Below are 23,748 nucleotides of genomic sequence, written 5' to 3' on the forward strand. Positions count from 1 at the left end.
CCGGTGAACCGGCCGCTCAGCGGGCGTTGCCCGTGACGCGATCCGGGGTGATGCGCAGGACGACGCGGATGTCCTCCGGCGGCTGCTTGAGGAAGTCCTCACCCGCGCCGGGGCCTCCGTACCGCTCGGCGAGGCGGACGGCCAGCGCGCGGCCCTCGTCCTCGGAGACGGTCGCCGTGCCCCGCACCTCGACGTAACGCTGCGGGTCCTCGGGGTCGTAGACGCACAGGCTGACGGCGGGACGCAGGGCGGCGTTGCGGACCTTGAGGCGGCCCTCCTGCGAGGAGACGACGATGTCGTCCCCGTCGACGCCGTACCAGACGACGGAGGTCGCGGGAGCGCCGTCGGCCCCGGTGGTGGCGAGGACGGCGTAGAGAGGCCGCGCGAGCAGCGCGCGGGCGGAATCGCTCAGCTTGATGGCCATGCGCCGGATGCTATGCCCGCGAGCGGCGCGCGGGAATGGGAGGACGTCCGCGCATGCCGCAGGCCGGATCGCTCCTCACCTCAGGGGTGGGGGGCGGTCCGGCCCGGCGGGAAGCGCGAAGGACGGGGAAGCGGCGCGGCTCAGGCGCGGGGCTGCTCGCCCGCGCTCTTCTTGCTGCCGGCCATCACGAGACCGGCGATCACCAGGAAGGCGAGGATCGGGATGCCGACGAACAGACCGAGGGTCTGGATCACGCTGAGGCCTGAGCCGGGGTCGTCGCCGTCGTCGCGGGTGAGCGCGAGAGCGGGGGACGTCATGGCCAGCATGAGCAGCGTCGTACCGGCGGCGATGGTGCCGGCGCGCAGGGAGTTCTTCTTGTCCACGGGCTTCTTGTCCACGCTCCCAACTTAGCCGGGCCGCTTCGGCGCCGCGCGGGCGGGGGGCCGTATGGGGTGGTACCTCCGCAAGGCCGCGGAAGCGGGGCGCCGCCCGTTCCCCGACGCGCGCGGGAGTGCCTCACTCCGGGAGAGGCGGCCTCACCACTCCCCCGGCTCCCCCACCGCGTCGCGCAGTCCCGCGAAGAAGTCCGCCACCCGTGCCGAGGCCGTCAGTTCCTCCAGGCTCAGCGGACGCGCCTTCGCGTCGGAGAGCGGGAGGCGCCAGTTGGGGTACTCGGTCCAGGTCCCCGGCAGGTTCTGCGGGCGGCGGTCGCCGACCGTGTCGGGGAGCCAGATGCCCGTGAGCGCGGCGGGGGTACGGAGCAGGAAGCGGTGCACCGCCCGGATCACGCCCTCCTCGTCGTCAGGTCCCTCCGGCAGGAGCCGCAGCGCGGTGAGGCGGTCGAGCCACTCGCGGAGTTCGGCCTCGGCCCGCGCGTGCTCCTCCTCGTACGGCCCGGTGAGCAGTCCGAGCCGTTCGCGCAGGACGACGTCGTCGCCCGTGATGCGCGCGGCGGTCGGCGGGAGGTCGTGGGTCGTGGCGGTGGCGAGCGCGCCGGGGCGCCACTCCTCGGGGGCGAGCGGGCGGGCGCCATCCGCCCAGTCGCGTTCGAACCAGAGCACGGAGGTACCGAGGATCCCGCGCCGCGCGAGCGTCTCGCGCACGCCCGGTTCGACCGTGCCGAGGTCCTCGCCGATGACGAGCGAACCGGCCCGGTGCGCCTCCAGGCACAGCACGGCGAGCATCGCCTCGGCGTCGTAGCGCACGTACGTACCGCCCGTCGGCTCCTCGCCCGCCGGGACCCACCAGAGCCGGAAGAGGCCCATGACGTGGTCGATACGGACGGCTCCCGCGTAGCCGAAGAGGGCGCGGAGCAGGGCGCGGTAGGGGGCGTAGCCGGAGGCGGCGAGGCGGTCGGGGCGCCAGGGCGGCAGGCCCCAGTCCTGGCCGCGCGCGTTGAAGGCGTCGGGCGGGGCGCCGACGGAGATCCCGGCCGCGAAGACATCGCGCTGCGCCCAGGCGTCCGCGCCCTCGGGGTGGACGCCGACGGCGAGGTCGTGCACGAGACCGACGGGCATCCCCGCCTCGCGCGCGGTGCGCTGGGCCGCGCGCAATTGTTCCTCGGTGAGCCAGGCGAGGTGGCGGTGGAAGGCGACGCGGTCGGCGAGTTCGCCGCGCGCGCGGGCGGTCGCGGCCGAGCGCGGGTCGTCGAGCCCGTCCGGCCAGGCGACGCGTGCGGGCCCGTACGTCTCGACGAGGGCGCACCACGTGGCGTGGTCGTCGAGCGCGTCGCCGTGTTCCGCGTAGTAGGCCTCGCGCGCGGCGGCGCGGCCCGGGTCGAGCGGCACGGCGCAGACCTCGGCGAGCGCGGGCCGCTTGAGGGCCCAGACGGCGTCGCGGTCGATGAGCGCGTCCTCGCGCAGGACGGCGTGGCGCAGCCCGGCAGCGGCGTCGAGGAGCGGCGCGGTACGGGCGCGGGCCGCGGCGTCGAGGTAGGCGTACTCGGGGACGTCCTCGACGCGCAGGTGCACGGGGTCGGGGAAGCGGCGCGACGAGGGGCGGTACGGGGAGGGGTCGGTGGGGGCGCCGGGGACGGCCGCGTGGAGCGGGTTGACCTGGACGAAGCCGAGGTCGTGGGTACGGGCGGCCCAGCCGGCGAGCGCCGCGAGGTCGGCGAGGTCGCCCATGCCCCAGGAGCGCGCGGAGAGGAGGGAGTAGAGCTGGACGAGCAGCCCGGTCGCGCGGCCCGTGGGGGCGGGGGCGCGGTCGGGTGCGACGACGAGGTGGACCTGCGCCGCGCGGCCGTCCGGGGTGAGCACCTGGAGGCCGTGCACCCCGAGCGGGAGGGCGGGGACGGCCTCGCCGGGCGCGGCCGTCCACTCCGTGACCCCGCCGTCCTCGGTACGGGCCGCGCAGCGGGTGCCCGCGGGGAGCGCCGCGAGGACCTCGGGCGGGGCGACGGGGCCTTCGGCCTCGTCCGGCGGGCTCCATACGACGACGGTCGGCGGCAGCACCCGGCGCTCGCGCTCGGCCTCGGCGGCCGCGAGTGCCGCCGCCGTCGACGCGGGCGTGGCGGCGTCCACGCCGAGGGCGGCGAGGGCGGCGACGACGGCGGAGCGGGGCACGTCGACGGACTGCCCTGGCCCCTGCGAGTAGGAGGTGGCCACTCCGTGGAGCGCGGCGAGCCGGGCGAGTGCCATGTCGTGGTCCGCTTTCTCTCGGTCGCGCGGGCGGAGTCAGACGGCCACGCAGGGCCTTCCGGGCGCGTAGGTCTCGGCGGGGGTCTCGGCGGGGTGCGGGTCGGCGAAGGGGGGCTCGCTGGTGAGGGGGACCGCTTCGGCGAGCGGGGGCTCGCTCGTGAGGGGGGCGGTGTCGGTGAGCGGAGGTTCGCTGGTCAGCGGGAGTTCCTGGGCGCCGTGCGAGGCGGCGCCGGGAAGGCCGGCGTCGGGATCGGACGCTGCCGACAGGTCGGGCCGTGCGGGTCGCGGACGCCGGAAGTCAGCGAGGCGGTGGCGGTCGACCGGAGAGGCCGGCAGGTCCGGGCGTTTGGAGAGAGCGGACAGAAGCAGTTGAGCCGGTGTTCCCACGGGGGCTCCTCGGGTGGGGTGCGTGGTCGACGCAGCCCTACCCGCTGGAGGCGGGGGCACCCTTGATTGGGGGCGGGAGGTGGCGCGCGTCACATTTTGGGGGCGGAAGTGCGGGGCGGAAAGTGTGGCGCGCCGTTCCTGCGAGAGGTTCTGCGGCTCCCGCCCCCCGAGGGGCTGGAATTTCCCGCGCCGGGCCTGCGGCGCGGGATGCGCGCTACCGGCTCTTCCGGGTCTCATCGCAGGGCGAACACCCACCGGTTCGCGGCCAGGGCGTCGTTCTTCTCCGGCAGCGGGCCGCGGCCCAGGGCCCGGCTGTGGTCGAAGGGGGTGCGGGTCTCGGTGCGCCAGCCGCGTGCGGCGAGGGTGGCGGCCGAGTCGGGGCGCGGCTCGGTCTCGAAGAGGGCGAGGAGATCGATGCCGAGGCGGTCCCGGGTGTGGGCGTAGACCGGGGAATCGCGGACGGCCGCCGTTTCGAGGCCGAGCTTTATCTCGTACGCGAGGCTGCTGCCCGGGGCGCTGTGGGCGTGCAGGTCCGCGAGGACCCGGGCCTCGACCGCGGCGGGGAGGTAGAGGAAAAGGCCCTCGGCGAGCCAGGCGGTGCGCCGGGAGGGGTCGAAGCCCGCCTCCTTGAGCGCCGCGGTCCAGTCCTCGCGGACATCGGCGGCGAGGACCCGGCGTTCGGCGGCGCCGGGCACGGGCGGCAGCGTGTCGAGCACACGCTGCTTGAAGGCGAGGACGGGGGCCTGGTCGATCTCGTACACGACCGTCCCCTTCGGCCAGGGCAGCCGCAGGGCCCGGGTGTCGAGCCCGGCGCCGAGGAGCACGACCTGCCGTTCGCCGCTGTGCGCCGCGTGCCCGAGGTGGTCGTCGAGCACGCGGGTGCGGAGCGCGAAGTACCTGCCGAGCCGTCCCCACACCGGGTCGGCCTCGCCGCCGGGCACGTCCTCGGGGTGCAGGGGCCAGTCGGCGCAGCCCTGGGCGGCCCGGACGAAGTGCTCGGCGTAGGGGTCGCGGGCGAGGGCGTCGGGGCGGTACGTCTCGATGGCGCGCGCGGCGGCGACGAGCAGCGCGGTACGGGCCACGCCCGTCTCGGCCCCGCCGCTCACGACCCCGCCCACGCCCGTCCCCGACCCGCCGCTCACGACCTTGCCCCCCATGACCTCGCCCACGGCGCCCGCGCCTTCGTCGTCGCTCATGCCAAGCCTCCCGGTACCGGTACCTGTGGCCCCGGGAGCGCCTCCGGGTGCCGTGACCACGTCTCGGTGCGCGCGTGGGGGACGACGCGGGCGCCGTAGAGGCGGTGCATGAAGGTGAGGATCTGGGTGTCGGGGGTGTGCAGGGCGGTGGTGCAGTCGGCGAGCAGGGTGAGGTGGAAGCCCTTCTGGAAGGCGGTGCGGGCGGTGCTGTCGACGCAGATGTCGGTGAAGACGCCCGCGAGGACGAGGTGGCCGGCGCCGAGGCGGCGCAGGTGGTCCTCGAAGCCTTCGCAGAGGAAGGCGTCGAAGCAGGCCCGTTTCGTGAAGTCGGCCTCGTGCGGGGCGGCTTCGAGGGGGGCCGCGAGTTCGGCGCCCCAGGAGCCTTCGAGGCACTTGGGCGGCCGTCCCCTGGCGCGGTCGCGGCTGCGCCAGGCCGGTCCCTGGTGGGCGGGATCACCGAGGAAGCGGACCCAGACGACGGGGACCCCCGCGTCGCGGGCCGCGGTGACGGCCCGTGCGCTGTTCTGGACGACGGCGGTGAGCGCGGCGGGCTCGCCGGGGAAGCGGGACGCGGCGAGCGGACCCTCGCAGAAGTCGTTCTGGAGGTCGACGACGACGAGTGCTGTGCCTTCTTGGCCGCTCACCGCGCGAGCCTCGGGGTGAGGCCCGGCGCGGGCGCGGGCACGGGCACGGCCGCCGGTCCGAAGAACGTCTCCGCCGGTGCGGGCAGGCCGGCCCCGAGTTCCTCGATGAAGGCGTCCACGACCCCGGTCGTCGTGTGCTTGCCGCCCTGGTCGGGGGTACGGACCCCGGCGTCGCCGAGCCGGGCGAGCGCCGCTTCGGTGGCCGCTTCGGCTCCCACGCAGCCCACGTACCGCTCCGCGATCGCGGCGGCGGCGCGCAGGGTGGCGACCGGGTTGAGCAGGTCCCGGCCCTCCAGGTCGTCGGCGGAGCCGTGCACCGTCTGGTACTCGACGAGTCCGGCGACGTCCGGATCGAGGTGCACGTTGCGGGTGCAGTGGTCCTCCTGGCGGCCCGCTCCGTAGCGGTCGAGGAGGACGAGGTGCATGATGTCGGCCCACTCGTTGCCCGCGAGGAGGACGGTGCGGTCCTCGGGGCGGTGCGCGACGAGGTTGCGGTTGACCGTGTCGGGCTGGAAGACACCGATGTCGATGCCCTCGCGCGCGGCGAAGTCCCGTACCCAGGCGTCGAGCGCTCCGTCGAGGAGGTGGAACTTGTACGCCATGACGATGCGGGCCGGGCCCTCGGGCCACTCCTCGCGGGCGCGGCGCAGCGCGTACCCGAGAAGCTGCTCGGTGATCTCGCGGCTGAACTCGGTGGTGCGGGAGACGTGTCCCGGGGTGTGGGTGTTCCCGCCGGTGTAGAAGCCCTGGGCCTCGTCGCGGACGAGCAGCAGCCTGGCCCCGTCGGCGTCGAGCGTGTCGACCTTCACGGCGCGCAGCCGCTGGCGTACGAGATACAGACTCTGCGCGTTGATGGCGGTGCGGAAGACGACGCGGGTGCCCTCGGCGGCGCGGGTCCGCAGCCACTCCTCGTAGTGGGCGGCGTCCTCGGCGCTGAGGCGGCGGATCTCGGGGACGCCCGGGCCGCCCGGCTCGATGGCGAGCGGGCGCAGCGAGACGTAGGAGTGGTAGACGCGGGGGGAGCGGACGAGGGTGACGGGCCGTTCGTGACGTGCGGCGAGGTGGCCGAGTACGCGCGTGAAGACGGCGGCGACCTCCTCGCCCGTGCCCCGGCCGACGGCGAGACCGACGGTGGGGACGGGACCTGCGGTGACGGCGGAACCTGCGGTGGGGACGGGACCTGCGGTGGGCGCGGGCGCGCGGTCGGTGTCGGCCGTGGGTCCGGGTGTCTGCTCGCTCATGTCGTTCATTTCGGTGGTCCGGGCTCCCGGCTCAGACAGTGACCCCGCCGACCAGGCGGTCGCCGGGGATGTCGGCCTTCTCGGGTGCGTAGAAGTCCTTGATGCCCTCGACCCAGACGGGGACGGAGAGCTGATCGGCCGTCGTGGGCCCGAAGGCTTCGAAGAGCGCCTCGGTGTTGGCCGGAGCGAAGCCGATCGCGGTCATGAGGGCGAGGAAGTCCTGCCGGTCGATGAGCCCGTCCCCGTCCGGGTCGCCGAGCGCGGCCAGGGCCTCGGCGAACTCGGTGACGGTCGCGTCGAAGCGCTCGGGCGAGAGCACGCAGCCCGCGTACTCCTCGAAGTCGATCTTTCCGTCGCCGTTGGTGTCGAGCGTCGTGCGCAGGGTCGTCCAGTACTGCGCGAAGGCTCCGCGCAGCCGCTCCTTGGCCGGTGCGGCGGCCTCGGGCGCGGCGGCGACGACCCGGTCGGCCATGAGCGTGAAGTCCTCGGCCTCCAGGACGCCGCTGTGGTTGGCGTCCAGCAGGGAGAAGACGAGCGCGACCCGCTGGGTGGCCTCAGCACGCATGTTCTCTCACTCTCGTGCGGCGGGACCGGTCGCTCCGGCGACTCCGGCGGCCCGCTTCGTACGGCCGGACATCGTCCGGCCCGGACCGGACGTCGCCCGGCCCGGGGGATGACTGCCCGACCCCAACGGACTCACACAAATACCCGGAGATTTAGCCTGATGGAGTGAACTGACCGTATTTTGCGAACCGTTCACTCGCCGGTGTGCAGATCGGAGAAACCCCAGCTGAGAGGCGGCGCGAGTCCCGTGGGGAAGGCGGGGGCCAAGCGCCGCGGGCCGCTCCGAAATTCGTACAAGTTATCTTGTTGTTTCCGTGTGTCCAGGGATGGTTGAGCGGATGGTCGAGGGGAGCAGGCACGTGTCCGAACCGGACCGGCTCATCAGTGGCCGCTACCGGCTGCTCGAACGGGTCGGCAGCGGGGGCATGGGCACCGTCCACCTCGCCGAGGACACGCTGCTCGGGCGCCGGGTGGCGCTGAAGAAGCTCCATGTGCCGCCGCACCTCGCCGAGGACGAACTCCAGCGGATGTACGCGCGCACGCGCCGCGAGGCGCGCAGCGCGGCGATGATCACGCACCCGCACGTCATCGTGGTCCACGACGTCGTGGACGACAGCGGACTGCCGTGCATCGTCATGGAGTACGTGCCGTCCAGGACCCTCGCCGACGTGCTCGGCGACAACGGGGCGCTGTCCGTCGCCGAGACCGCGCGCATCGGTTCGGCCATGCTCTCCGCGCTGCGCGCCGCGCACGCGGTGGGCGTGCTGCACCGCGACGTGAAGCCGGCCAACGTGCTCCTCGGCGAGGACGGCCGCGTCGTGCTCACCGACTTCGGGATCGCCGTCGAGCCCGGCACGCCCTCGCTGACGCGTACCGGCGAACTCATCGGCTCCGTGCAGTACCTCGCGCCCGAGCGGCTGCGCACCGGCATCGCTGTGCCGGGCCCGCCCGCCGACCTGTGGGCGCTCGGCGCGACGCTCTACCAGGCCGTCGAGGGCCGGCACCCCTTCGGCAGGGCCACCCCGATCGAGACGGCGTACGCGATCTTCGAGGCGGCCCACCCGCCGCCCCGTCAGGCGGGCCCGCTCGCGCCCGTACTCGAAGGGCTCCTCGTCAAGGACCCCTCGCGGCGGATGGACGCGGCGACGGCCGCACGGCTCCTGGAGCGCGCCGAGCGCGAGGACGGCGGCTGGCCGGAACCACCGCGCGGCGGCGAGGTCACGGCGCGGGTGATCGACGCGACACCGTCGGGCGGCAGCCCGTACCCGGGGACGGGGGCGGTGGAGGCGCTGCCGGTGGCGGGAGCGGGACCCACGACAGGAACCGGGCCCACGACAGGAACCGGACCCACGACAGGAACCGGGCCGACGACGGGCCCGGGGCCGACGGCAGGAGCGGGGCCGGGCGCAGGAGCGGGGCCCGGCACGGGCGGAGTGGCCGCGAACCCCTCCACCGCACCGGCCGCGACCCCCGCCGTGGCACCGGCCGCGAACCCCTCCACCCCACCAGTCGCCCAGTCCGCCGCCGCCGGTCACCCCGGCTACCCCTCACCGAATCTCGCGGCCACCTTCCCCGGCGAGGCCCCGACCTTCCCGTACCAGGCGACTCCGCCGCACAGCGGCCTCCCGCCGCACACCGGCCACCCCGGCGGAGCGGGGCGGCGTCCCCGGCGCAGGGCCCTGTGGTGGCCGCTGGCCGCCGTGGTCGTGGCGGGGGTCGTGACAGCGGGTGTCGTCGCGAAACCGTGGGAGGGCGGGGGCGCCGGGTCCGCGTCGGACGCCAAGCAGCCGGTCGCCGCCACGGGCGCGGCGTCCCCCGCGAAGCGGGACGTCCCGCCGGTGCCGGAGGGCACGGTGCTCACGCAGGTCCGAAAGGGCCGGGTCGCGGTGCCGATGCCGAAGGGGTGGGAGGTGCGGTCCTCGGGCGAGGGCGCGTTCCTCGCGTACGAGCCGGGCATGGCCGCCAACCTGCGCGTGGACGTCAGCACGTACACGGGCGACCCGCTCCAGCACTGGCAGGAGACCGAGGAGCCCCAGACCTCGCACGGCGTGGCCGCCTACCAGCGCGAGAAGATGTCCCGCACGACGTACCGGGGCCACGACGCGGCCTACTGGGAGTACACGTACACCGACGGCGACGTCCGCGCACGCGCCGCCGAACTGGCCTTCAAGACGAAGGACGGCACGCTGTACGAGCTGTATCTGGCGGCCCCCAACGCCAAGTGGCAGACGTACCGGCCGGCCTTCGACGCGGCCCTCGACGGCTTCCGCTTCCCGGAGTGACCGCGCGTTCCGGAACGGTGCCGCACATCGCCGCGGGACACCGCACGCCCCGAGTGACACCACACGCCCCCTTCCTTTCTCCCTCCCCGGAGTCCGCCCATGCCCCGGCTCAGCAAGCTCGGTTTCCTCACGATCGGCCTCTTCGACCCCGCCTCGCCCCGCGCGGGTCACGAGTCGACCCTCGACCTCATCACGCACGGCGAATCCCTCGGCCTCGACTCCGCCTGGGTCCGCCACCGCCACCTCCAGTACGGCATCTCCTCGCCGGTCGCCGTGCTCGCGGCCGCGAGCCAGCGGACCTCGCGCATCCACCTCGGCACCGCCGTCACCCCGCTCGGCTGGGAGAACCCGCTCAGGCTCGCGGAGGACTGGGCGACGGTCGACGTGCTCTCGGGCGGCCGCCTGAACCCGGGCTTCAGCGTCGGTCCTCCGATGCGGTACGAGGAGGTCAAGGGCGCCCTGTACCCGGATACGGCGGAGGCCGAGGACTTCTCCTACGCGCGCGTCTCACGCCTGCTCGCGTGCGTACGCGGCGAGGCGGTCACCACGGGCGGCGCGACGACCGGCTTCGAGGCCCGCTCCGACCTCGTGCAGCCGCAGTCGCCCGGACTCGCCGAGCGCCTCTGGTACGGAGCCGGGAGCCTGCGCTCGGCGCGGTGGGCCGGTGAGCAGGGGCTGAACCTGCTGACCAGCAGCGTCGTGAAGTGGGACGACGGCGTCACCCCTGAGGACGGCGTGAGCCCCTTCGCCGCGATCCAGCGCGCGCAGATCCGCGCCTTCCGCGCGGCCCACCCGGACGGCGCGCGCGCCCGCGTCTCGCAGGGCCTCGTCGTCGTACCGACCGACTCGGCGACGCCCGCGCAACGGGAGCGCTACGAGGCGTACGCGCGCGAGCGCCTGCCCCGTACGACGAAGCCGCAGGGCCCTGCGGGGCTGCTCTTCGCGCCCGACCTCGTGGGCCCGTCGGCGGAACTCGCCGAGCGACTGCACGCGGACGCGGGCTTCCAGGAGGTGGACGAGGTCGCCTTCGCGCTGCCCTTCGACTTCGCGTACGAGGACTACGTGCAGATCCTCGGCGACTTCGCGCACCACCTGGGACCAGCGCTGGGCTGGAAGCCGGGGGCCTGAACGGGGCACGGGACGGCGGCACACCGGACAGCGGCACACGGGCCGCGCGGCTTACCCGGGCGCACGGTCTACGCGGGGGCGCGGGCCTACGCGGGGGCGCGCGGCCTTACGCCGGGCGCGCGGCCTTACGCCGGGCGTGCGGCCTTACGCGGGGGCGGCCGACGACACCTCGCCGAAGGGTTGCGCGCCCCCGGAGCCGAGGCCCTGCCCCGCGACCGTGCCCCAGCCCTCAGCGGCCTCTCCCGCCTGCTGCCCGCCCAGCGCCTCGATCCGCGCGAGGGCGTCGTCGGCGCCGAAGGGCCGCAGGTAGGGCAGCCAGCTCGGGTCCTTGTGCCCGGTCCCGATGATCCGCCAGGCGAGCCCGGTGGGCGGGGCGGGGGCGTGGCGCAGGCGCCAGCCGAGGTCGGCGAGGTAGCGGTCGGCCTTGGTGTGGTTGCAGCGGCGGCAGGAGGCGACGACGTTGTCCCAGGCGTGCCGGCCGCCCCTGCTGCGCGGCACGACGTGGTCGACGCTCGTGGCGACGGACCCGCAGTAGGCACACTTTCCGCCGTCGCGGGCGAAAAGGGCGCGGCGGGTGAGCGGCACGGGGCCCCGGTAGGGGACGCGGACGAAGCGTTTGAGCCGGACCACGCTGGGTGCGGGCACTGTGCGGCTCGCGCTGTGCAGGAAGGCGCCGGTCTCCTCAAGGCACTGGGCCTTGTTCTCCAGGACGAGGACGAGCGCGCGGCGGAGCGGTACGACGCCGAGGGGCTCGTACGACGCGTTGAGGACGAGGACGTGCGGCACGTGTGCCTCCTTGTACGCCGGCGGCGCGTGGCTCGCGCCGGGACGATCCGCTCCAGTCTCACCCCGCGCCCCGGGGCGGCGCCACCATGAGCGGGTAACGGGCCCGACGTGTTTTCGCCCACAGCCGACCCCGCCCCGGGGCCGCTGCCTGGGGCGGAGCGGCCTCCTGGCGCACAAGCGCCGGAGCCTGCGCGCTGCCCCGTTAGTGTGGTGAAACGTCCCCGAACATGGAGGTCCCCGTGGTGTCGCCCGTCCTCTTGGCCGCCGGTTCGAGCCCTGATCCGGTCACTTTCCAGGATGCCCAGGAAAGCGCCACGGACGCGGCGGGCTGGGTGCGCGAGAACTGGTCCGACTGGCTCGGCGTGGGGCTGCGCATCATCATGATCGTGGTCATCGCGCTCGTCCTGCGCCAAGTCGTACGCCGAACGCTCACGCGCTTCATCGCCCGGATGAATCGTACGGGCGAGAACGCGGCGACCACCGCGCTCGGCGGCCTGCTCGTCAACGCGGAGCGGCGGCGCCAGCGCTCGGAGGCCATAGGGTCCGTGCTCCGCTCCGTCGCCTCGTTCCTGATCCTGGGCACGGCGGCCCTCATGGTCCTGTCCACCTTCAAGATCAACTTGGCGCCGCTGCTCGCTTCCGCGGGGGTCGCGGGCGTGGCCATCGGCTTCGGGGCGAGGAACCTCGTGACGGACTTCCTGTCGGGCGTCTTCATGATCCTTGAGGACCAGTACGGGGTCGGGGACACGATCGACGCGGGGGTGGCCAGCGGCGAGGTGATCGAGGTCGGCCTGCGCGTGACGAAGCTGCGCGGGGACAACGGCGAGATCTGGTACATCCGCAACGGCGAGGTGAAGCGGATCGGGAACCTGAGCCAGGGCTGGGCGACGGCGGGCGTGGACGTGACGGTGAAGGCAAACGAGGACCTGGACCAGGTCAAGGCGACGCTGTCGGCCGTGGCCGAGGCGATGAGCAAGGAGGAGCCCTGGAGCGAGCGGCTGTGGGGCCCGGTGGAGACGCTCGGCCTGGAGTCGGTTCTCCTGGACTCGATGGTGGTCCGCGTCGCCGCCCGTACGATGCCGGGCCAGGCGGTCGCGGTCGAACGCGAACTGCGCTGGCGCATCAAGCACGCTTTCGACGAGGCGAGCATCAGCATCGTGGGCGGTATGCCGACCTCGGCCCCGGCGGCGGGCGCCGACCCGGAGGCGGGCGTCGCGGCCCCGTCGGCATACGCGTCGGCGACGTCACCCCAGTCACTGAACGCGAGCCCACTGCCGCCGCAGACGCCGTTGCAGAAGTAGAGGAGAAGGAGAGGAGAGGGGGAAGGGAGGGGGGAAGGGTCGGGCAGCGGGTGGCGGGTCAAGAAGCAGCAAAGCGACGGGGAAGCAGCAGGCGAGGCGACGGAGTGTGAGCCCCGCAGGCGCGGGGGTGGCCCGCCGCCGTCGGCCTGCACCGCGACCGAGACGTGAGCCTCGCGGGCACGGGCGTGGTCCGGCGTAGTTCGTGCCGTGCCGCTTTCCGGATGGTGAGCCCCGCACGCGCGGGGGCGCCCCTCTCGTTGTCCCCCGTACCGCCGCTCGCGGCATGGGAGCCGTCCGCGTTGCCGGGCGTCGTCCGGCAGGGCCGTGTCAGTCGGCCGGTGCCGTTTCGCGCTCGGGAAGTGCGGGGACGGCCCGGGGCTTCGGCGGGGTGCGGCGCGGGATGGTCAGGGCTGTCAGGGTCGCCGCCGCCAGGACGGCCGCGCTCAGGGTGAGGGCGAAGGCGTAGCCCTGGGTGAGGTGGTGCGGGCCGAGGGAGGCGCCGGTGCGGTGGGTGGCGGCCGTACTGAGGGCGGCGAGGCCGAGCGAGGCGCCGATCTGGCGGGAGCTGTTGAGCAGCCCGGACGCCGTACCGGCCTCGTGCGGGGCGACGTCGGCCGTCGCCACGGAGACGACCGGGCCGAGACACAGGCCGAATCCGACGCTCGCGACGAGCGAGGGTCCCAGGATGTCCGTGAGGAATCCGCCGTCCGCGCTGATCAGGCCGAACCAGCCGAGGCCGAGGGCCGTGAGCAGGCTGCCGCAGACCAGGATCGTGCGCGCGGCGAACCGGTACCCCAGCGTGACGGCCAGCACCGAACCGGCGACCACGCCGAGCGCGAAGGGCAGGAACATCAGCCCCGTGACGGCGGCGCCGTTGCCGAGGACCCGTTGCGCGTACAGCGAGACGAAGTAGAAGGCGGTCGCCATTCCCGCGCCGACGAGGAGGTTGAAGACGTTCGCGCCCGCGACCGAGCGATGCGCGAACAGGCCGATACGGAGGAGGGGTTCGCGGGCCGTGGTGCGCTCGACGACGAGGAACGCGGCCAGGAGGAGTACGGACAGCGCCAGGGTCGCCAGCGTGACGGGGGAGCCCCAGCCGTTGCGGTCGGTGCGCACGACGCCGAGGACCAGGAGGAACAGGCCGCTCGTGGCGAGGACCGCGCCGAGCACGTCGGGACGATCCCCGGGGACCTTCGCGCGAGCGCCCCGCACCCCCGTACCGCCACGCCGCACCCCCGTGCCATCGCCCCGCGAATCCGTACCGCCGCCCCGCACCCCCGTCCGGTCGTTCGCGATCCCGCGCCACGCCAGTGCCAACGCCACCGCCGCCATCGGGACGTTGAGGAACATGACCCAGCGCCACCCCGCGTACTGCGTGAGCAGGCCCCCCGCGAGCACCCCCAGCGCGCCGCCCGCCGCGTTCACCGCGCTCCAGACGCCGAAGGCCCGTACGCGCGCCCTCCCCGTCGGGAACGTCGAGGTCAGGAGCGCCAGAGCGGCGGGCGCCAGTGCCGCCGCTCCGATGCCCTGCGCCGCCCGCGCCGCGATCAACTGCCCCGGCGCCTGGGCGAATCCCCCCGCCGAGGAAGCCGCGCCGAAGAGAGCCAGCCCGGTCACGAGGACCCGTTTGCGGCCGTAGCGGTCGGCCGCCTTGCCGCCGAGGAGCAGCAGCCCTCCGAAGGCGAGGGCGTAGGCGTGGATCACCCATGTCAGGTCGGCGACGCCGAAACCGAGGCCCTTCGCGATCTCCGGCAGACCGACGTTCACGACCGACAGATCGAGCGACACCATGAACTGCACGACAGCGACCGCCGCCAGCACGAGGCCCGGCCGCTCCCCCGAACTCGCCTGTGGGTGAGCCCACTTCACGTCTTTCATCACCGGCTCCGTTTCCGTGGCAGCGACTTTAGGAACACGTTCCGAAAGTACACCGAAGACCGGCGGCAGGGAATGGGCCCGTGCGGACGACGGGCGAGAACGACACGTCGGGGACGACACCCGGGATGACCGCGCCACGCCGCCGCACAGCGGTCCGGCACCCGCCGACACCACGCGACGGACGGACCCGGACGAGGGCCCGGCATGATGGGGGACATGCCCTCCACACCTCCCGCCCCGCACGGCCGTACCGGACGGCCCCCCGTGACCTCGCGTGCGCAGATCCTCGCGGCGGCCAGGCTGCTCATCGACAGGGACGGCTGGGAGCGGCTGACGATCCGTCGGCTCGCCGCCGAACTGGGGATCGGGGCGACGACGCTGTACCACCACATCCGGAACAAGGAGGACCTGCTGGTCCTCCTCCTCAACGACTACGTCGAGCGACTCCCCCGCCCCGAACTGCCCGCCGAGCCGCGGGAGCGCGTCGTCGCGGCGGCCTCGGCGATGCACGACGCGCTGGCGGGCTGGCCGTGGGCGGCCGAGGTACTGACCGTCGACGGCTTCGTCGGCCGTCTCGACTCCTCCGCCCTGTGGATGGTCGAGGGCATCCTCTCGGGGGCGGGCGATCACGGCTGCGCGCCCGAGCGGACCGTCGAGATCTTCCGCGCCATCTGGTACTACACCGTGGGCGAGATCCTCGTCAGGGCCCGCTCCCGCGACGCGCGCGAGCCCGCGGCGACCGACCCCGGCACGCCGGATACGGGTACGCCGGACCCCGACACGCCGGATACCGGCACGCCAGGCCCCGGCAGGTCCACCGCGCCCCCCGCCTTCGACCGCCTCGACGCGAGCCAAGTGCCCCGGCTCGCCGCACTCGGCGAGCGGTGGATCACGGTGGCGGCGCGGGACACGTACCGCCAGGGACTGCGCGCGCTCGTCGACGGGCTCCTCGGCCAAGGGACGGCGGAGGAGTCGACGTAGGCGGAAGGACCGGACGCGCCGACCGGACACACGACCAGGCACACCGACCGGGCACACCGCGCGCGCCCGCCGGGCCCAACCACACTCAGCCCAGCCCGCTCACCCTGCCATGCCCGCCACGCCCGCCATGCCCGCCCGCAACCGTGTCCCGCCAGGCCCCGCCGGACCCGGCCGGGCTCATTCCTCGCGAACCGGCCCCCGCCTCCCGTACCACCCCGCCACCGACCGCTTGTACCCCTCCGGCATCCGCAGCCCCGCCACCTCCTCCTCCCGGAACAGCCCCCACTCCCGGTGCTCCGCGCTGAGTACGGGAACCTGCCGAGGCGTCAGCAAGCGGCAGCCGTACGTCAGGATCAGCACGCGCCGCCCCGGCAGCGGCTCGTACAGCCACGAGTCCAGCAGCTCCACCGGCTCCACGCCCCAGCCGGTCTCCTCCCCGAACTCCCGCACCACCGCCGCCTCCGGGCCCGCGTCCGCCGGGTCCAGCCGGCCACCCGGGAGTTCCCACTCCCCGCGCTCGTTGCGCAGGAGGAGGACGCGCCCCACGGGGTCGAGGGTCACGCCCTTCACCGAGACCGGCCAATGAGTCATTCATCCCCCCTTTGCGTGATTCGTCCGCGTTCGGACCGCATCACACCCATTCCCCACCTCGCACCCCACCTCCCCTCCCCCACCCCTCCCGAAACTCGGCTATTGACTCCCGTCCCCCCGTCCTTTAGGTTCCTGCCACCGATAGGAAACCTTCCTAACAATGCCGTTGGGGAGGTCAGGAACCCCCGAAGGGCGGGTCGCAGGCGATGGCTTCCAGCACCACCCCCGGCATCCCTGCCGCGACGCCAGGCACCCCCGCCGTCCTGCGCGCGATGAACGATCGCGCCGCTCTCGACCTGCTCGTCCTGCACGGGCCGCTCACCCGGACACGGATCGGCGAGCTGACCGGGCTCTCGAAGCCGACGACCTCGCAGTTGCTCGCCCGGCTCGAAAGCGCCGGGCTCGTACGGAGCAGCGGGAGCGAGAGCGGGCGGCCCGGGCCCAAGGCGCTGCTGTACGAGGTCGAGCCGAGCGCCGCGCACGTGGCGGCGCTCAGCGTCGGGCACACCGGGATCAGCGTCCTCGTGGCCGATATAAGGGGCCGGGTCGTCGGGCGCGGACGCGTCGAGGCCGAGGCCGTCGCCGAGGACGTACGCAACCGGACGGCCCAGCTCGTGCGCGAGGCCGTCGAGGCCGCGCTCGCCGAGGCGGGGCTCGGTGCCGACCGCCTGCACCACACCGTGATCGGCACACCGGGCGCCCTCGATCCGGCCACGGGGGAGCTGCGCTACGCGCCGCACCTGCCCGGCTGGCACTCCCGCACGCTCCTCGCCGAACTGGCCGAGGAGATCGGCACGCCGGTGCGGATCGAGAACGACGTCAACCTCGCGGCGCTCGCCGAGCAGTACCAGGGCGCGGCGCAGGACCACGACGACTTCGTACTGGCCTGGGTCGACCGCGGCGTGGGTGCCGCGATCGTGCTCGGCGGCACGCTGCTTCGCGGCGCGACGGGCGGCGCGGGCGAGATCGGCTACATGCCGCTGCCCGGTGCCCCGCTCGCGCGCGGCGGCGAGGGCGCGACGGCCGGGGACGACGGGGGCGGCGGCCTCCAGAGTCTCGTGTCCGTTCCCGCGGTACGGGCCCTCGCGGGCGGCGCGCCGCTCGCCGAAGCGCTCACCGTGCCCGCCGTGCTCGACGAGACCGCGCGGCGGCTCGCCACCGGGATCGCCGCGGTCGTCGCGGTCGTCGATCCCGAACTCGTCGTGCTCTCCGGGCAGGTCGCCGAGGCCGGGGGCGAGGAGCTGCGCACGCGCGTCGAGGCCGAGCTGACCGGGCTCGCGCTGCCCAGGCCGCTGCTGCGGATCAGCGAGCTGGAGGGCGACCCGATCCTCGTGGGCGCGCTGCACATCGCCCTTGAACAGGCCCGCGACGCCGTCTTCGACACCAGCTGACGACGGTCCGCGCGCCACCCGGGCGAGAGCCCGCACCACCCGGGCGAGAGCCCGCACAGACCGCCGGGGCCCGCCCGAGGAGACTCCCCGTCCAGCCCGGACGGACCCCGGCCATCCACCCGCACCCGCACGCCCGTACACGCACCCGCACCCGCACAGACCCCGCACGACCAGCAGCACCCGCACGACAGCAGCACCCGCGGCGCCCCGCCTCACCGGCGGGTCCCGTACCACCCGCGAGACCGTCCCGCCCCCACTCCCACCGGGCCGGTCGAACGAACCCCCCGCCTCCCCCCTATCCCCGTCCCACGAAGGAAGCCAGCCATGCCGCGTTGGCGCATACCCGTCCCCCGGCCGAAGGCCGCACGGACGGCCTCCGCAGGCCCCGCCCCCCGTACGACCACGACCGCCGCGAAGGCGCGGCGCCGTGCCGTGATCCCGCTCGCCGGGCTCGCGAGCGCCGCGCTCGTCCTCACCGGCTGCGCGAACCCGAGCACGGGGAGCGCGGACGACGACCCGACCAAGCCCGTCACGATCAAGTTCTGGCACGGCTGGTCGGCGCCCGGCGAGGTCAAGGCGATCAACGACTCGATCGCCCGCTTCGAGAAGCTGCACCCGAACATCCACGTGCAGGCGACCGGCAACGTCAGTGACGAAACGATCAACCAGGCGCTGCGCGCCGGTGGTTCCAAGGCCCCCGACGTCGTGACCTCCTTCACGACGAACAACGTGGGGCAGTACTGCTCGTCCGGCATGTGGGCCGATCTCGATCCGTTCATGAAGAAGAACGGCATCGACAAGAACAAGGTCTTCCCGAAGACGCTGCTCGACTACACGCAGTACGAGGGGACGCAGTGCGCCCTGCCGCTGCTCGCCGACGCGTACGGGATGTACTACAACAAGGACCTCTTCAAGGCCGCGGGCATCTCCCGGCCGCCGCACACGCTCTCGGAGATGAAGGCGGACGCCGCCAAGCTCACCGAGAAGAACTCCAACGGGACGCTCAAGCGTGCCGGATTCATGCCCAATTTCCGCCTGTACCAGAACAGTCCTGACCGGATGTTCGCGCAGTGGGGCCCTGAATACTTCAACAAGGAAGGCAAGGCCCAGCTCGCCGAGGAGCCGAAGACGTACGCGTTCTTCAAGGCGATGGACGAGATCTCCCAGGCCCAGGGCGGCTACGGGAAACTGGAGCGTTTGCGCGGCACCTTCGGCGACGAGATGTCGGCGCAGAACGGTTTCCTCACGCAGAAGCTCGCGATGCACCTCGACGGCGAGTGGCGCGGCCTCATGCTCGACGAGGCGAAGGCGGACTTCGACTGGGGCGTCGCCCCGCTCCCCGTACCCGACGACCAGGCCGATACCTACGGGCGCGGCTACCTGACCGGGACCGTCGCGGGCGTGGCGCACAGCAGCAAGCACCAGAACGCGGCGTTCGAACTGGTCAAGTACCTGACGACGGACACCGAGCAGGTCGTGGACTTCGCCAACGCGATCCACAACGTGCCCTCGACCTTCGCGGCGCTCAAGTCGCCGAAGCTCGACGCCGACCCGTCCTTCCAGCAGTTCATCAAGATCGCCCAGAACCCCGACAGCCAGGCGATCCCGCCCTCCAACAACGGCGGGCAGTACATCACCTCCCTCCAGGATTTCTCGTACTCGGTCGAGGAGGGCAAGGTCCACAACCTCAAGAAGGGGCTTGAGGACCTGGACCACCAGATCGACGCCGACAACCTCCAGTCCGAGAACTGAGGCAGCGAACAATGGCACTGTCATTCCCGGCCGGACGGGCCGGCACCAGCAAGGACGGCGCACCCGCCGCGGGAACTCCGCGCGACAGCGCGCCCCTGCGCCGCAAGAAGAACCGCGCGCGACTGCGTACGGTCGGATTCCTCTCCCCGTGGCTCATCGGGTTCTCGGTCTTCTTCGCTTATCCGCTGATCGCGACCGTCTACTTCTCGTTCATGCACTACAACCAGATCAAGTCCCCGACATTCGTGGGGCTGAAGAACTGGAAGTACGTGTTCACGCAGATGCCGCTCTTCGGCCCCTCGCTGTGGAACACCCTGTGGCTCGTCGTGGTCATGGTGGCGCTGCGGGTGGTCTTCGGGCTCGGCATCGGGCTGCTCGTCACGAAGATCAAGTCCGGGGTCGGCATCTTCCGTACGATCTTCTACCTGCCGTACCTCGCCCCGCCCGTCGCGGCCACGGTCGCCTTCGTCTTCCTGCTCAACCCGTCCACGGGCCCGGTCAACGAGCTGCTCGGCCACCTCGGCATCGACGCGCCGACGTGGTTCAACGACCCGCACTGGTCGAAGCCCTCGCTCGTGATGCTCTCGCTGTGGGGCATCGGCGATCTGATGGTCATCTTCATGGCGGCGTTGCTCGACGTGCCGAAGGAGCAGTACGAGGCGGCGGAGCTGGACGGCGCGAACGCGCTCAGCAAGTTCCGTTACGTGACGTGGCCCTCGATCACGCCGATCGTGATGTTCGCGGTGGTCACGGGTGTCGTGCAGACGATGCAGTACTACACGCAGGCACTTGTGGCCGGAAAGCTCGCCTCCGGCGTCAATATCGGTCCCGGTTCGGTCATCCAGCCCGGTTATCCGGACCACTCGACCATCACGGTCCCGCAGCTCGTCTACTCGATGGGCTTCCAGAACTTCAACACCGGCGCCGCGTGCGTGCTCTCGCTCGTGCTCTTCGCCATCGCTATGGCCGTCACCCTGCTGCTCATGCGCAAGAGCACCGGCCTGCTGACGGAGGACTGACCCATGACCTCGACCACTTTGAACGCGCCGGTCCAGGCGTCCGCCGGGGACACGGAGGCGGCTCGCGCCCCGCGCGCGGGCAGGCGCAAGAAGGTCCTCCACTTCGTCGCCGTGCACACGGTCGCGATCGCCGTGGCACTCCTGTTCATCCTGCCGTTCGTCTTCGTGTTCCTGACCTCGGTGATGAGCGACAGCCAGGCGATGAGCGGCGACCTGTGGCCCAGCTCCTGGCACTGGGAGAACTACTCGAAGGTCTTCCACACCGACGGCTTCCTGACCTGGTGGAAGAACTCGATCATCTACGCGGTCGTCGGCACCGCCTTCACCGTGTGTTCCTCGGTGCCCGTCGCCTACGCCCTCGCGAAGTTCCGCTTCCGGGGCCGCAAGACGGCGATGATCATGGTGATCTCGACGATGATGCTGCCCCCGCAGGTCATCGTGATCCCGATGTACCTCGTGTGGGCGCAGCAGTTCCACCTCTCGGGGTCGCTGTGGCCGCTCATCATCCCGATGGCCTTCGGCGACGCGTACTCGATCTTCCTGCTCCGTCAGTTCCTGCTGACGATCCCGAAGGAGTACATGGAGTCGGCCCGGGTCGACGGCTGCGGCGAGTTCAAGACCCTCCTCAAGGTCATCGTCCCGATGGCCAAGCCCGGGATCGCCGCGGTGGCGCTCTTCCAGTTCTTCTACTGCTGGAACGACTACTTCGGCCCGCAGATCTACGCGGCGCAGAACCCCGGCGCCTGGACGCTCAGCTACGGACTCGAATCGTTCAAGAGCGCTCACGCCGTGAACTGGAACATGACGATGGCGGCCACGCTGCTCATCATGGCGCCCGTGGTCATCGTCTTCTTCTTCGCACAGAAAGCCTTCGTCGAAGGCGTCACTCTCACCGGGGTCAAGGGCTGAGGCCCTCCCCGAGCAAAGGCTTGAGAACCATGAAGCTCACCGTGGTCGGCGGCGGATCGACCTACACGCCCGAACTCATCGACGGCTTCGCCCGCCTGCGCGACACCCTGCCCATTGAGGAACTCGTCCTCGTCGACCCGGCGGCGGACCGGCTGGAACTCGTCGGCGGCCTCGCCCGGCGCATCTTCGCCAAGCAGGGCCACCCCGGCAGGATCGTCACCACCTCGGACCTCGACGCGGGTGTCGAGGGCGCCGACGCCGTGCTCCTCCAGCTCCGCGTGGGCGGCCAGGCGGCCCGCGACCAGGACGAGACCTGGCCGCTGGAGTGCGGCTGCGTCGGCCAGGAGACCACCGGCGCCGGCGGTCTCGCGAAGGCGCTCCGTACGGTGCCGATCGTGCTCGACATCGCCGAGCGCGTACGCCGCACCAACCCGAACGCGTGGATCATCGACTTCACCAACCCGGTCGGTATCGTCACGCGCGCCCTGCTCACCGCCGGGCACAAGGCGGTCGGCCTGTGCAACGTCGCGATCGGATTCCAGCGCAAGTTCGCCAAGTTCCTGGAGGTGGCGCCCTCCGAGGTCCACCTCGACCACGTCGGCCTCAACCACCTCACGTGGGAACTCGGCGCCCGCCTCGGCGGCCCCGAGGGCGAGAACGTGCTGCCGAAGCTGCTCACCGAGCACCTCGACGCGATCGCCGAGGACCTGCACATGCCGCGCGAGGTCGTCACGCGCCTCGGCGTCGTCCCCTCGTACTACCTGCGGTACTACTACCAGCACGACGCCGTCGTACGGGAGCAGCGCACCAAGCCGACGCGCGCCTCCGAGGTCGCCGCGATGGAGAAGCAGCTCCTGGAGATGTACGGGGACCCGAAGCTCGACGTGAAGCCCGAGCTGCTCGCCAAGCGCGGCGGGGCCTTCTACTCCGAGGCCGCCGTCGACCTGGCCGCGGGGCTCCTCGGCCGCTCCGCCGACGGCACGACGACGGGCGGTTCGCCGTACCAGGTCGTCAACACCTTCAACAAGGGCACGCTCCCCTTCCTCCCCGACGACGCCGTCATCGAGGTGCAGGCGGGCATCGACGCGACCGGCGCGACCCCGCTGCCCGTGCCCGCGCTCGACCCGCAGTACGCCGGGCTCATCGCGCACACCACCGCGTACGAGAACCTGGCGCTCGAAGCGGCGCTGCACGGCAGCCGCGACGCCGTCTTCAAGGCGCTCCTCGCGCACCCGCTGGTCGGCCAGATCGAGTACGCGGAGAAGCTCACGGACGAGCTGATCGCGCACAACAGGGAGCACCTGGCGTGGGCCTGAGCACATCCGGCCCGGGCCAGGCCGCCGTCCTGGCGATCGACGCGGGCAACAGCAAGACCGACGTCGCCGTGGTCGCCGAGGACGGGTCCGTCCTCGGGGCCGCGCGCGGCGGCGGGTTCCAGCCACCCGTGATCGGCATCGAACCGGCGATCGACATCCTCCACGAGATCGTGGAACGCGCCTTCGCCGACGCCGGGCTGCCCGTCGTCGGCGGGGCACGGCACACCTCGGCGTGTCTGGCCAACGCGGATCTTCCCGTCGAGGAAGCCGAGTTGGCCGCCGCGATCGAGGCGCGCGGCTGGAGCGCGAGCACGAGCGTGTACAACGACACCTTCGCCGTGCTGCGGGCCGGGCTCCTGGAGGACGCCGACCCGCGCGGTGTCGCCGTGGTGTGCGGCGCGGGCGTCAACTGCGCGGGGATGCACCCCGACGGGCGCACCGCACGCTTCCCCGCGATCGGCAAGATATCCGGGGACTGGGGCGGCGGCGGGGGCCTCGCCGAGGAGGCGCTGTGGTTCGCCGCGCGCGCCGAGGACGGCCGCGGCGAGCCGACCGCGCTCGCCCGGGAACTGCCCGCGCACTTCGGGCTCGACTCGATGTACGCGCTCATTGAGGCCTTCCACCGCGGGCGCCTCGCCTACGGGCGGCGCCACGAGCTGAACCCGGTGCTCTTCTCGACGGCGGCGGCGGGTGACGCGGTCGCCTCGGCGATCGTGGAGCGCATGGCCGAGGAGGTCGTCGTCATGGCGACCGTCTCGCTCGGCAAGCTCGGGCTGCTCGACGAGGAGGTCCCCGTGCTGCTCGGCGGCGGCATACTCGCCGCGCGCCACCCGCAGCTCAACGGGCGCGTCGAGGAACTGCTCGCCGTGCGTGCCCCGCACGCGGTCGCGCGCGTGGTCAAGGAGCGTCCCGTGCTCGGCGCCGCCCTCCTCGGCCTCGACCACCTCGCGGTGCCGACCACCGCTCACCGCTCGGTGCGCGCGCACTACGCGGAGGGCCCGGGGGCGGCGTCAACACCGGTCGCCTCCTCCTCGCCCGCCGGGGCCTGAACACGCCCCGAGGCCCCCTCCTGACACGGCCGTCCCGCACACGCGGGGCGGCCGTTCACTTGTTCGGGTGAACCGGGAAGAGCAGGGAACCGGGCGCGCGGCTCCGTTCGTATGTCAGAGCGAGTGGCGCGCACGGCTGTACGGAGCCGCGCCACGGTACGGGGTCATGGCGACCCCGGAGCGCGGGGGCGCGTGCGCCGGTCGTTTTCCACGGGTTCGCCCGTGAACGCCGGGCCGAGCGGCACGCGAACCGGGGGAAGGCCGTGTCCC

At 72.9% G+C, this 23,748-nt stretch carries 21 protein-coding genes; 10 read left to right on the plus strand and 11 right to left on the minus strand.

Annotated elements, in window-relative coordinates; translation table 11 throughout:
• Positions 1-16: 16 nt before the first annotated feature.
• From ACQYWQ_RS09015 to ACQYWQ_RS09050, 8 genes are all read right to left on the minus strand, one after another.
• Positions 17-424, minus strand: coding sequence for a PPOX class F420-dependent oxidoreductase (locus ACQYWQ_RS09015; protein ID WP_431033615.1), 408 nt, complete (start codon positions 422-424; stop codon positions 17-19).
• Positions 425-564: 140 nt separating this feature from the next.
• A complete protein-coding gene (locus ACQYWQ_RS09020; RefSeq protein ID WP_431039117.1) occupies positions 565-807 on the minus strand; it encodes a hypothetical protein in 243 nt (80 codons plus the stop codon).
• A gap of 153 nt (positions 808-960) precedes the next feature.
• Positions 961-3,063 carry a 4-alpha-glucanotransferase gene (gene malQ, locus ACQYWQ_RS09025; RefSeq protein WP_431033617.1) on the minus strand — a complete coding sequence of 701 codons (2,103 nt, stop codon included), beginning with the start codon at positions 3,061-3,063 and terminating at the stop codon, positions 961-963.
• A 36-nt stretch (positions 3,064-3,099) separates the two neighbouring features.
• Positions 3,100-3,450, minus strand: a complete 351-nt coding sequence (locus tag ACQYWQ_RS09030; protein WP_431033618.1) for a hypothetical protein — start codon at positions 3,448-3,450, stop codon at positions 3,100-3,102.
• 233 nt (positions 3,451-3,683) lie between these two features.
• The gene (locus tag ACQYWQ_RS09035) at positions 3,684-4,646 is read right to left on the minus strand and encodes an SAM-dependent methyltransferase (protein WP_431033619.1); all 963 of its coding nucleotides are present in this window, start codon (positions 4,644-4,646) and stop codon (positions 3,684-3,686) included.
• Positions 4,643-5,290, minus strand: coding sequence for a cysteine hydrolase family protein (locus tag ACQYWQ_RS09040; RefSeq protein ID WP_431033620.1), 648 nt, complete (start codon positions 5,288-5,290; stop codon positions 4,643-4,645). Before ACQYWQ_RS09040 ends, ACQYWQ_RS09035 begins: the two co-directional genes overlap by 4 nt.
• Positions 5,287-6,540: an isocitrate/isopropylmalate family dehydrogenase gene (locus tag ACQYWQ_RS09045; RefSeq protein ID WP_431033623.1), complete on the minus strand. Its 1,254-nt coding sequence runs from the start codon at positions 6,538-6,540 to the stop codon at positions 5,287-5,289. The genes ACQYWQ_RS09040 and ACQYWQ_RS09045 overlap by 4 nt, the downstream gene beginning before the upstream one ends.
• A gap of 22 nt (positions 6,541-6,562) precedes the next feature.
• Positions 6,563-7,096, minus strand: coding sequence for an EF-hand domain-containing protein (locus tag ACQYWQ_RS09050; protein ID WP_431033625.1), 534 nt, complete (start codon positions 7,094-7,096; stop codon positions 6,563-6,565).
• A gap of 325 nt (positions 7,097-7,421) precedes the next feature.
• Between ACQYWQ_RS09050 and ACQYWQ_RS09055 the strand changes: the two genes are divergently transcribed.
• Both ACQYWQ_RS09055 and ACQYWQ_RS09060 read left to right on the plus strand, forming a co-directional pair.
• Positions 7,422-9,377 carry a serine/threonine-protein kinase gene (locus tag ACQYWQ_RS09055; RefSeq protein WP_431033626.1) on the plus strand — a complete coding sequence of 652 codons (1,956 nt, stop codon included), beginning with the start codon at positions 7,422-7,424 and terminating at the stop codon, positions 9,375-9,377.
• A 99-nt stretch (positions 9,378-9,476) separates the two neighbouring features.
• A complete protein-coding gene (locus ACQYWQ_RS09060; protein WP_431033628.1) occupies positions 9,477-10,505 on the plus strand; it encodes an LLM class flavin-dependent oxidoreductase in 1,029 nt (342 codons plus the stop codon).
• A 144-nt stretch (positions 10,506-10,649) separates the two neighbouring features.
• Here ACQYWQ_RS09060 and ACQYWQ_RS09065 read toward each other — a convergent pair whose 3' ends face one another.
• Positions 10,650-11,291, minus strand: coding sequence for an HNH endonuclease (locus ACQYWQ_RS09065; protein WP_431033629.1), 642 nt, complete (start codon positions 11,289-11,291; stop codon positions 10,650-10,652).
• 227 nt (positions 11,292-11,518) lie between these two features.
• Here ACQYWQ_RS09065 and ACQYWQ_RS09070 point away from each other — a divergent pair, with 227 nt between their 5' ends.
• On the plus strand, positions 11,519-12,592 hold the full coding sequence (locus ACQYWQ_RS09070; RefSeq protein WP_431033631.1) for a mechanosensitive ion channel family protein: 1,074 nt from the start codon (positions 11,519-11,521) through the stop codon (positions 12,590-12,592).
• 327 nt (positions 12,593-12,919) lie between these two features.
• Here ACQYWQ_RS09070 and ACQYWQ_RS09075 read toward each other — a convergent pair whose 3' ends face one another.
• A complete protein-coding gene (locus tag ACQYWQ_RS09075) occupies positions 12,920-14,470 on the minus strand; it encodes an MFS transporter (protein WP_431033632.1) in 1,551 nt (516 codons plus the stop codon).
• A 216-nt stretch (positions 14,471-14,686) separates the two neighbouring features.
• Here ACQYWQ_RS09075 and ACQYWQ_RS09080 point away from each other — a divergent pair, with 216 nt between their 5' ends.
• On the plus strand, positions 14,687-15,451 hold the full coding sequence (locus ACQYWQ_RS09080) for a TetR/AcrR family transcriptional regulator (RefSeq protein WP_431033633.1): 765 nt from the start codon (positions 14,687-14,689) through the stop codon (positions 15,449-15,451).
• A gap of 177 nt (positions 15,452-15,628) precedes the next feature.
• Here ACQYWQ_RS09080 and ACQYWQ_RS09085 read toward each other — a convergent pair whose 3' ends face one another.
• On the minus strand, positions 15,629-16,042 hold the full coding sequence (locus ACQYWQ_RS09085; RefSeq protein ID WP_431033634.1) for an NUDIX hydrolase: 414 nt from the start codon (positions 16,040-16,042) through the stop codon (positions 15,629-15,631).
• 206 nt (positions 16,043-16,248) lie between these two features.
• On the opposite strand from ACQYWQ_RS09085, the gene ACQYWQ_RS09090 reads away from it, so the two are divergent.
• The 6 genes from ACQYWQ_RS09090 (at position 16,249) to ACQYWQ_RS09115 (ending at position 23,478) form a co-directional block, all read left to right on the plus strand.
• A complete protein-coding gene (locus ACQYWQ_RS09090; protein WP_431033635.1) occupies positions 16,249-17,433 on the plus strand; it encodes an ROK family transcriptional regulator in 1,185 nt (394 codons plus the stop codon).
• A 432-nt stretch (positions 17,434-17,865) separates the two neighbouring features.
• Positions 17,866-19,185: an extracellular solute-binding protein gene (locus tag ACQYWQ_RS09095; RefSeq protein WP_431039118.1), complete on the plus strand. Its 1,320-nt coding sequence runs from the start codon at positions 17,866-17,868 to the stop codon at positions 19,183-19,185.
• Between the two features lie 11 nt (positions 19,186-19,196).
• Positions 19,197-20,204 carry a carbohydrate ABC transporter permease gene (locus tag ACQYWQ_RS09100; protein ID WP_431033637.1) on the plus strand — a complete coding sequence of 336 codons (1,008 nt, stop codon included), beginning with the start codon at positions 19,197-19,199 and terminating at the stop codon, positions 20,202-20,204.
• 3 nt (positions 20,205-20,207) lie between these two features.
• The gene (locus tag ACQYWQ_RS09105; RefSeq protein WP_431033639.1) at positions 20,208-21,113 is read left to right on the plus strand and encodes a carbohydrate ABC transporter permease; all 906 of its coding nucleotides are present in this window, start codon (positions 20,208-20,210) and stop codon (positions 21,111-21,113) included.
• A 29-nt stretch (positions 21,114-21,142) separates the two neighbouring features.
• Entirely contained in the window at positions 21,143-22,429 is a 1,287-nt protein-coding gene (locus tag ACQYWQ_RS09110) for a 6-phospho-beta-glucosidase (protein ID WP_431033641.1), read from the plus strand.
• Entirely contained in the window at positions 22,420-23,478 is a 1,059-nt protein-coding gene (locus tag ACQYWQ_RS09115) for an N-acetylglucosamine kinase (RefSeq protein ID WP_431033642.1), read from the plus strand. Before ACQYWQ_RS09110 ends, ACQYWQ_RS09115 begins: the two co-directional genes overlap by 10 nt.
• Positions 23,479-23,748: the final 270 nt, after the last annotated feature.

Source organism: Streptomyces sp. P6-2-1 (assembly GCF_050613165.1).
GTDB lineage: Bacteria > Actinomycetota > Actinomycetes > Streptomycetales > Streptomycetaceae > Streptomyces.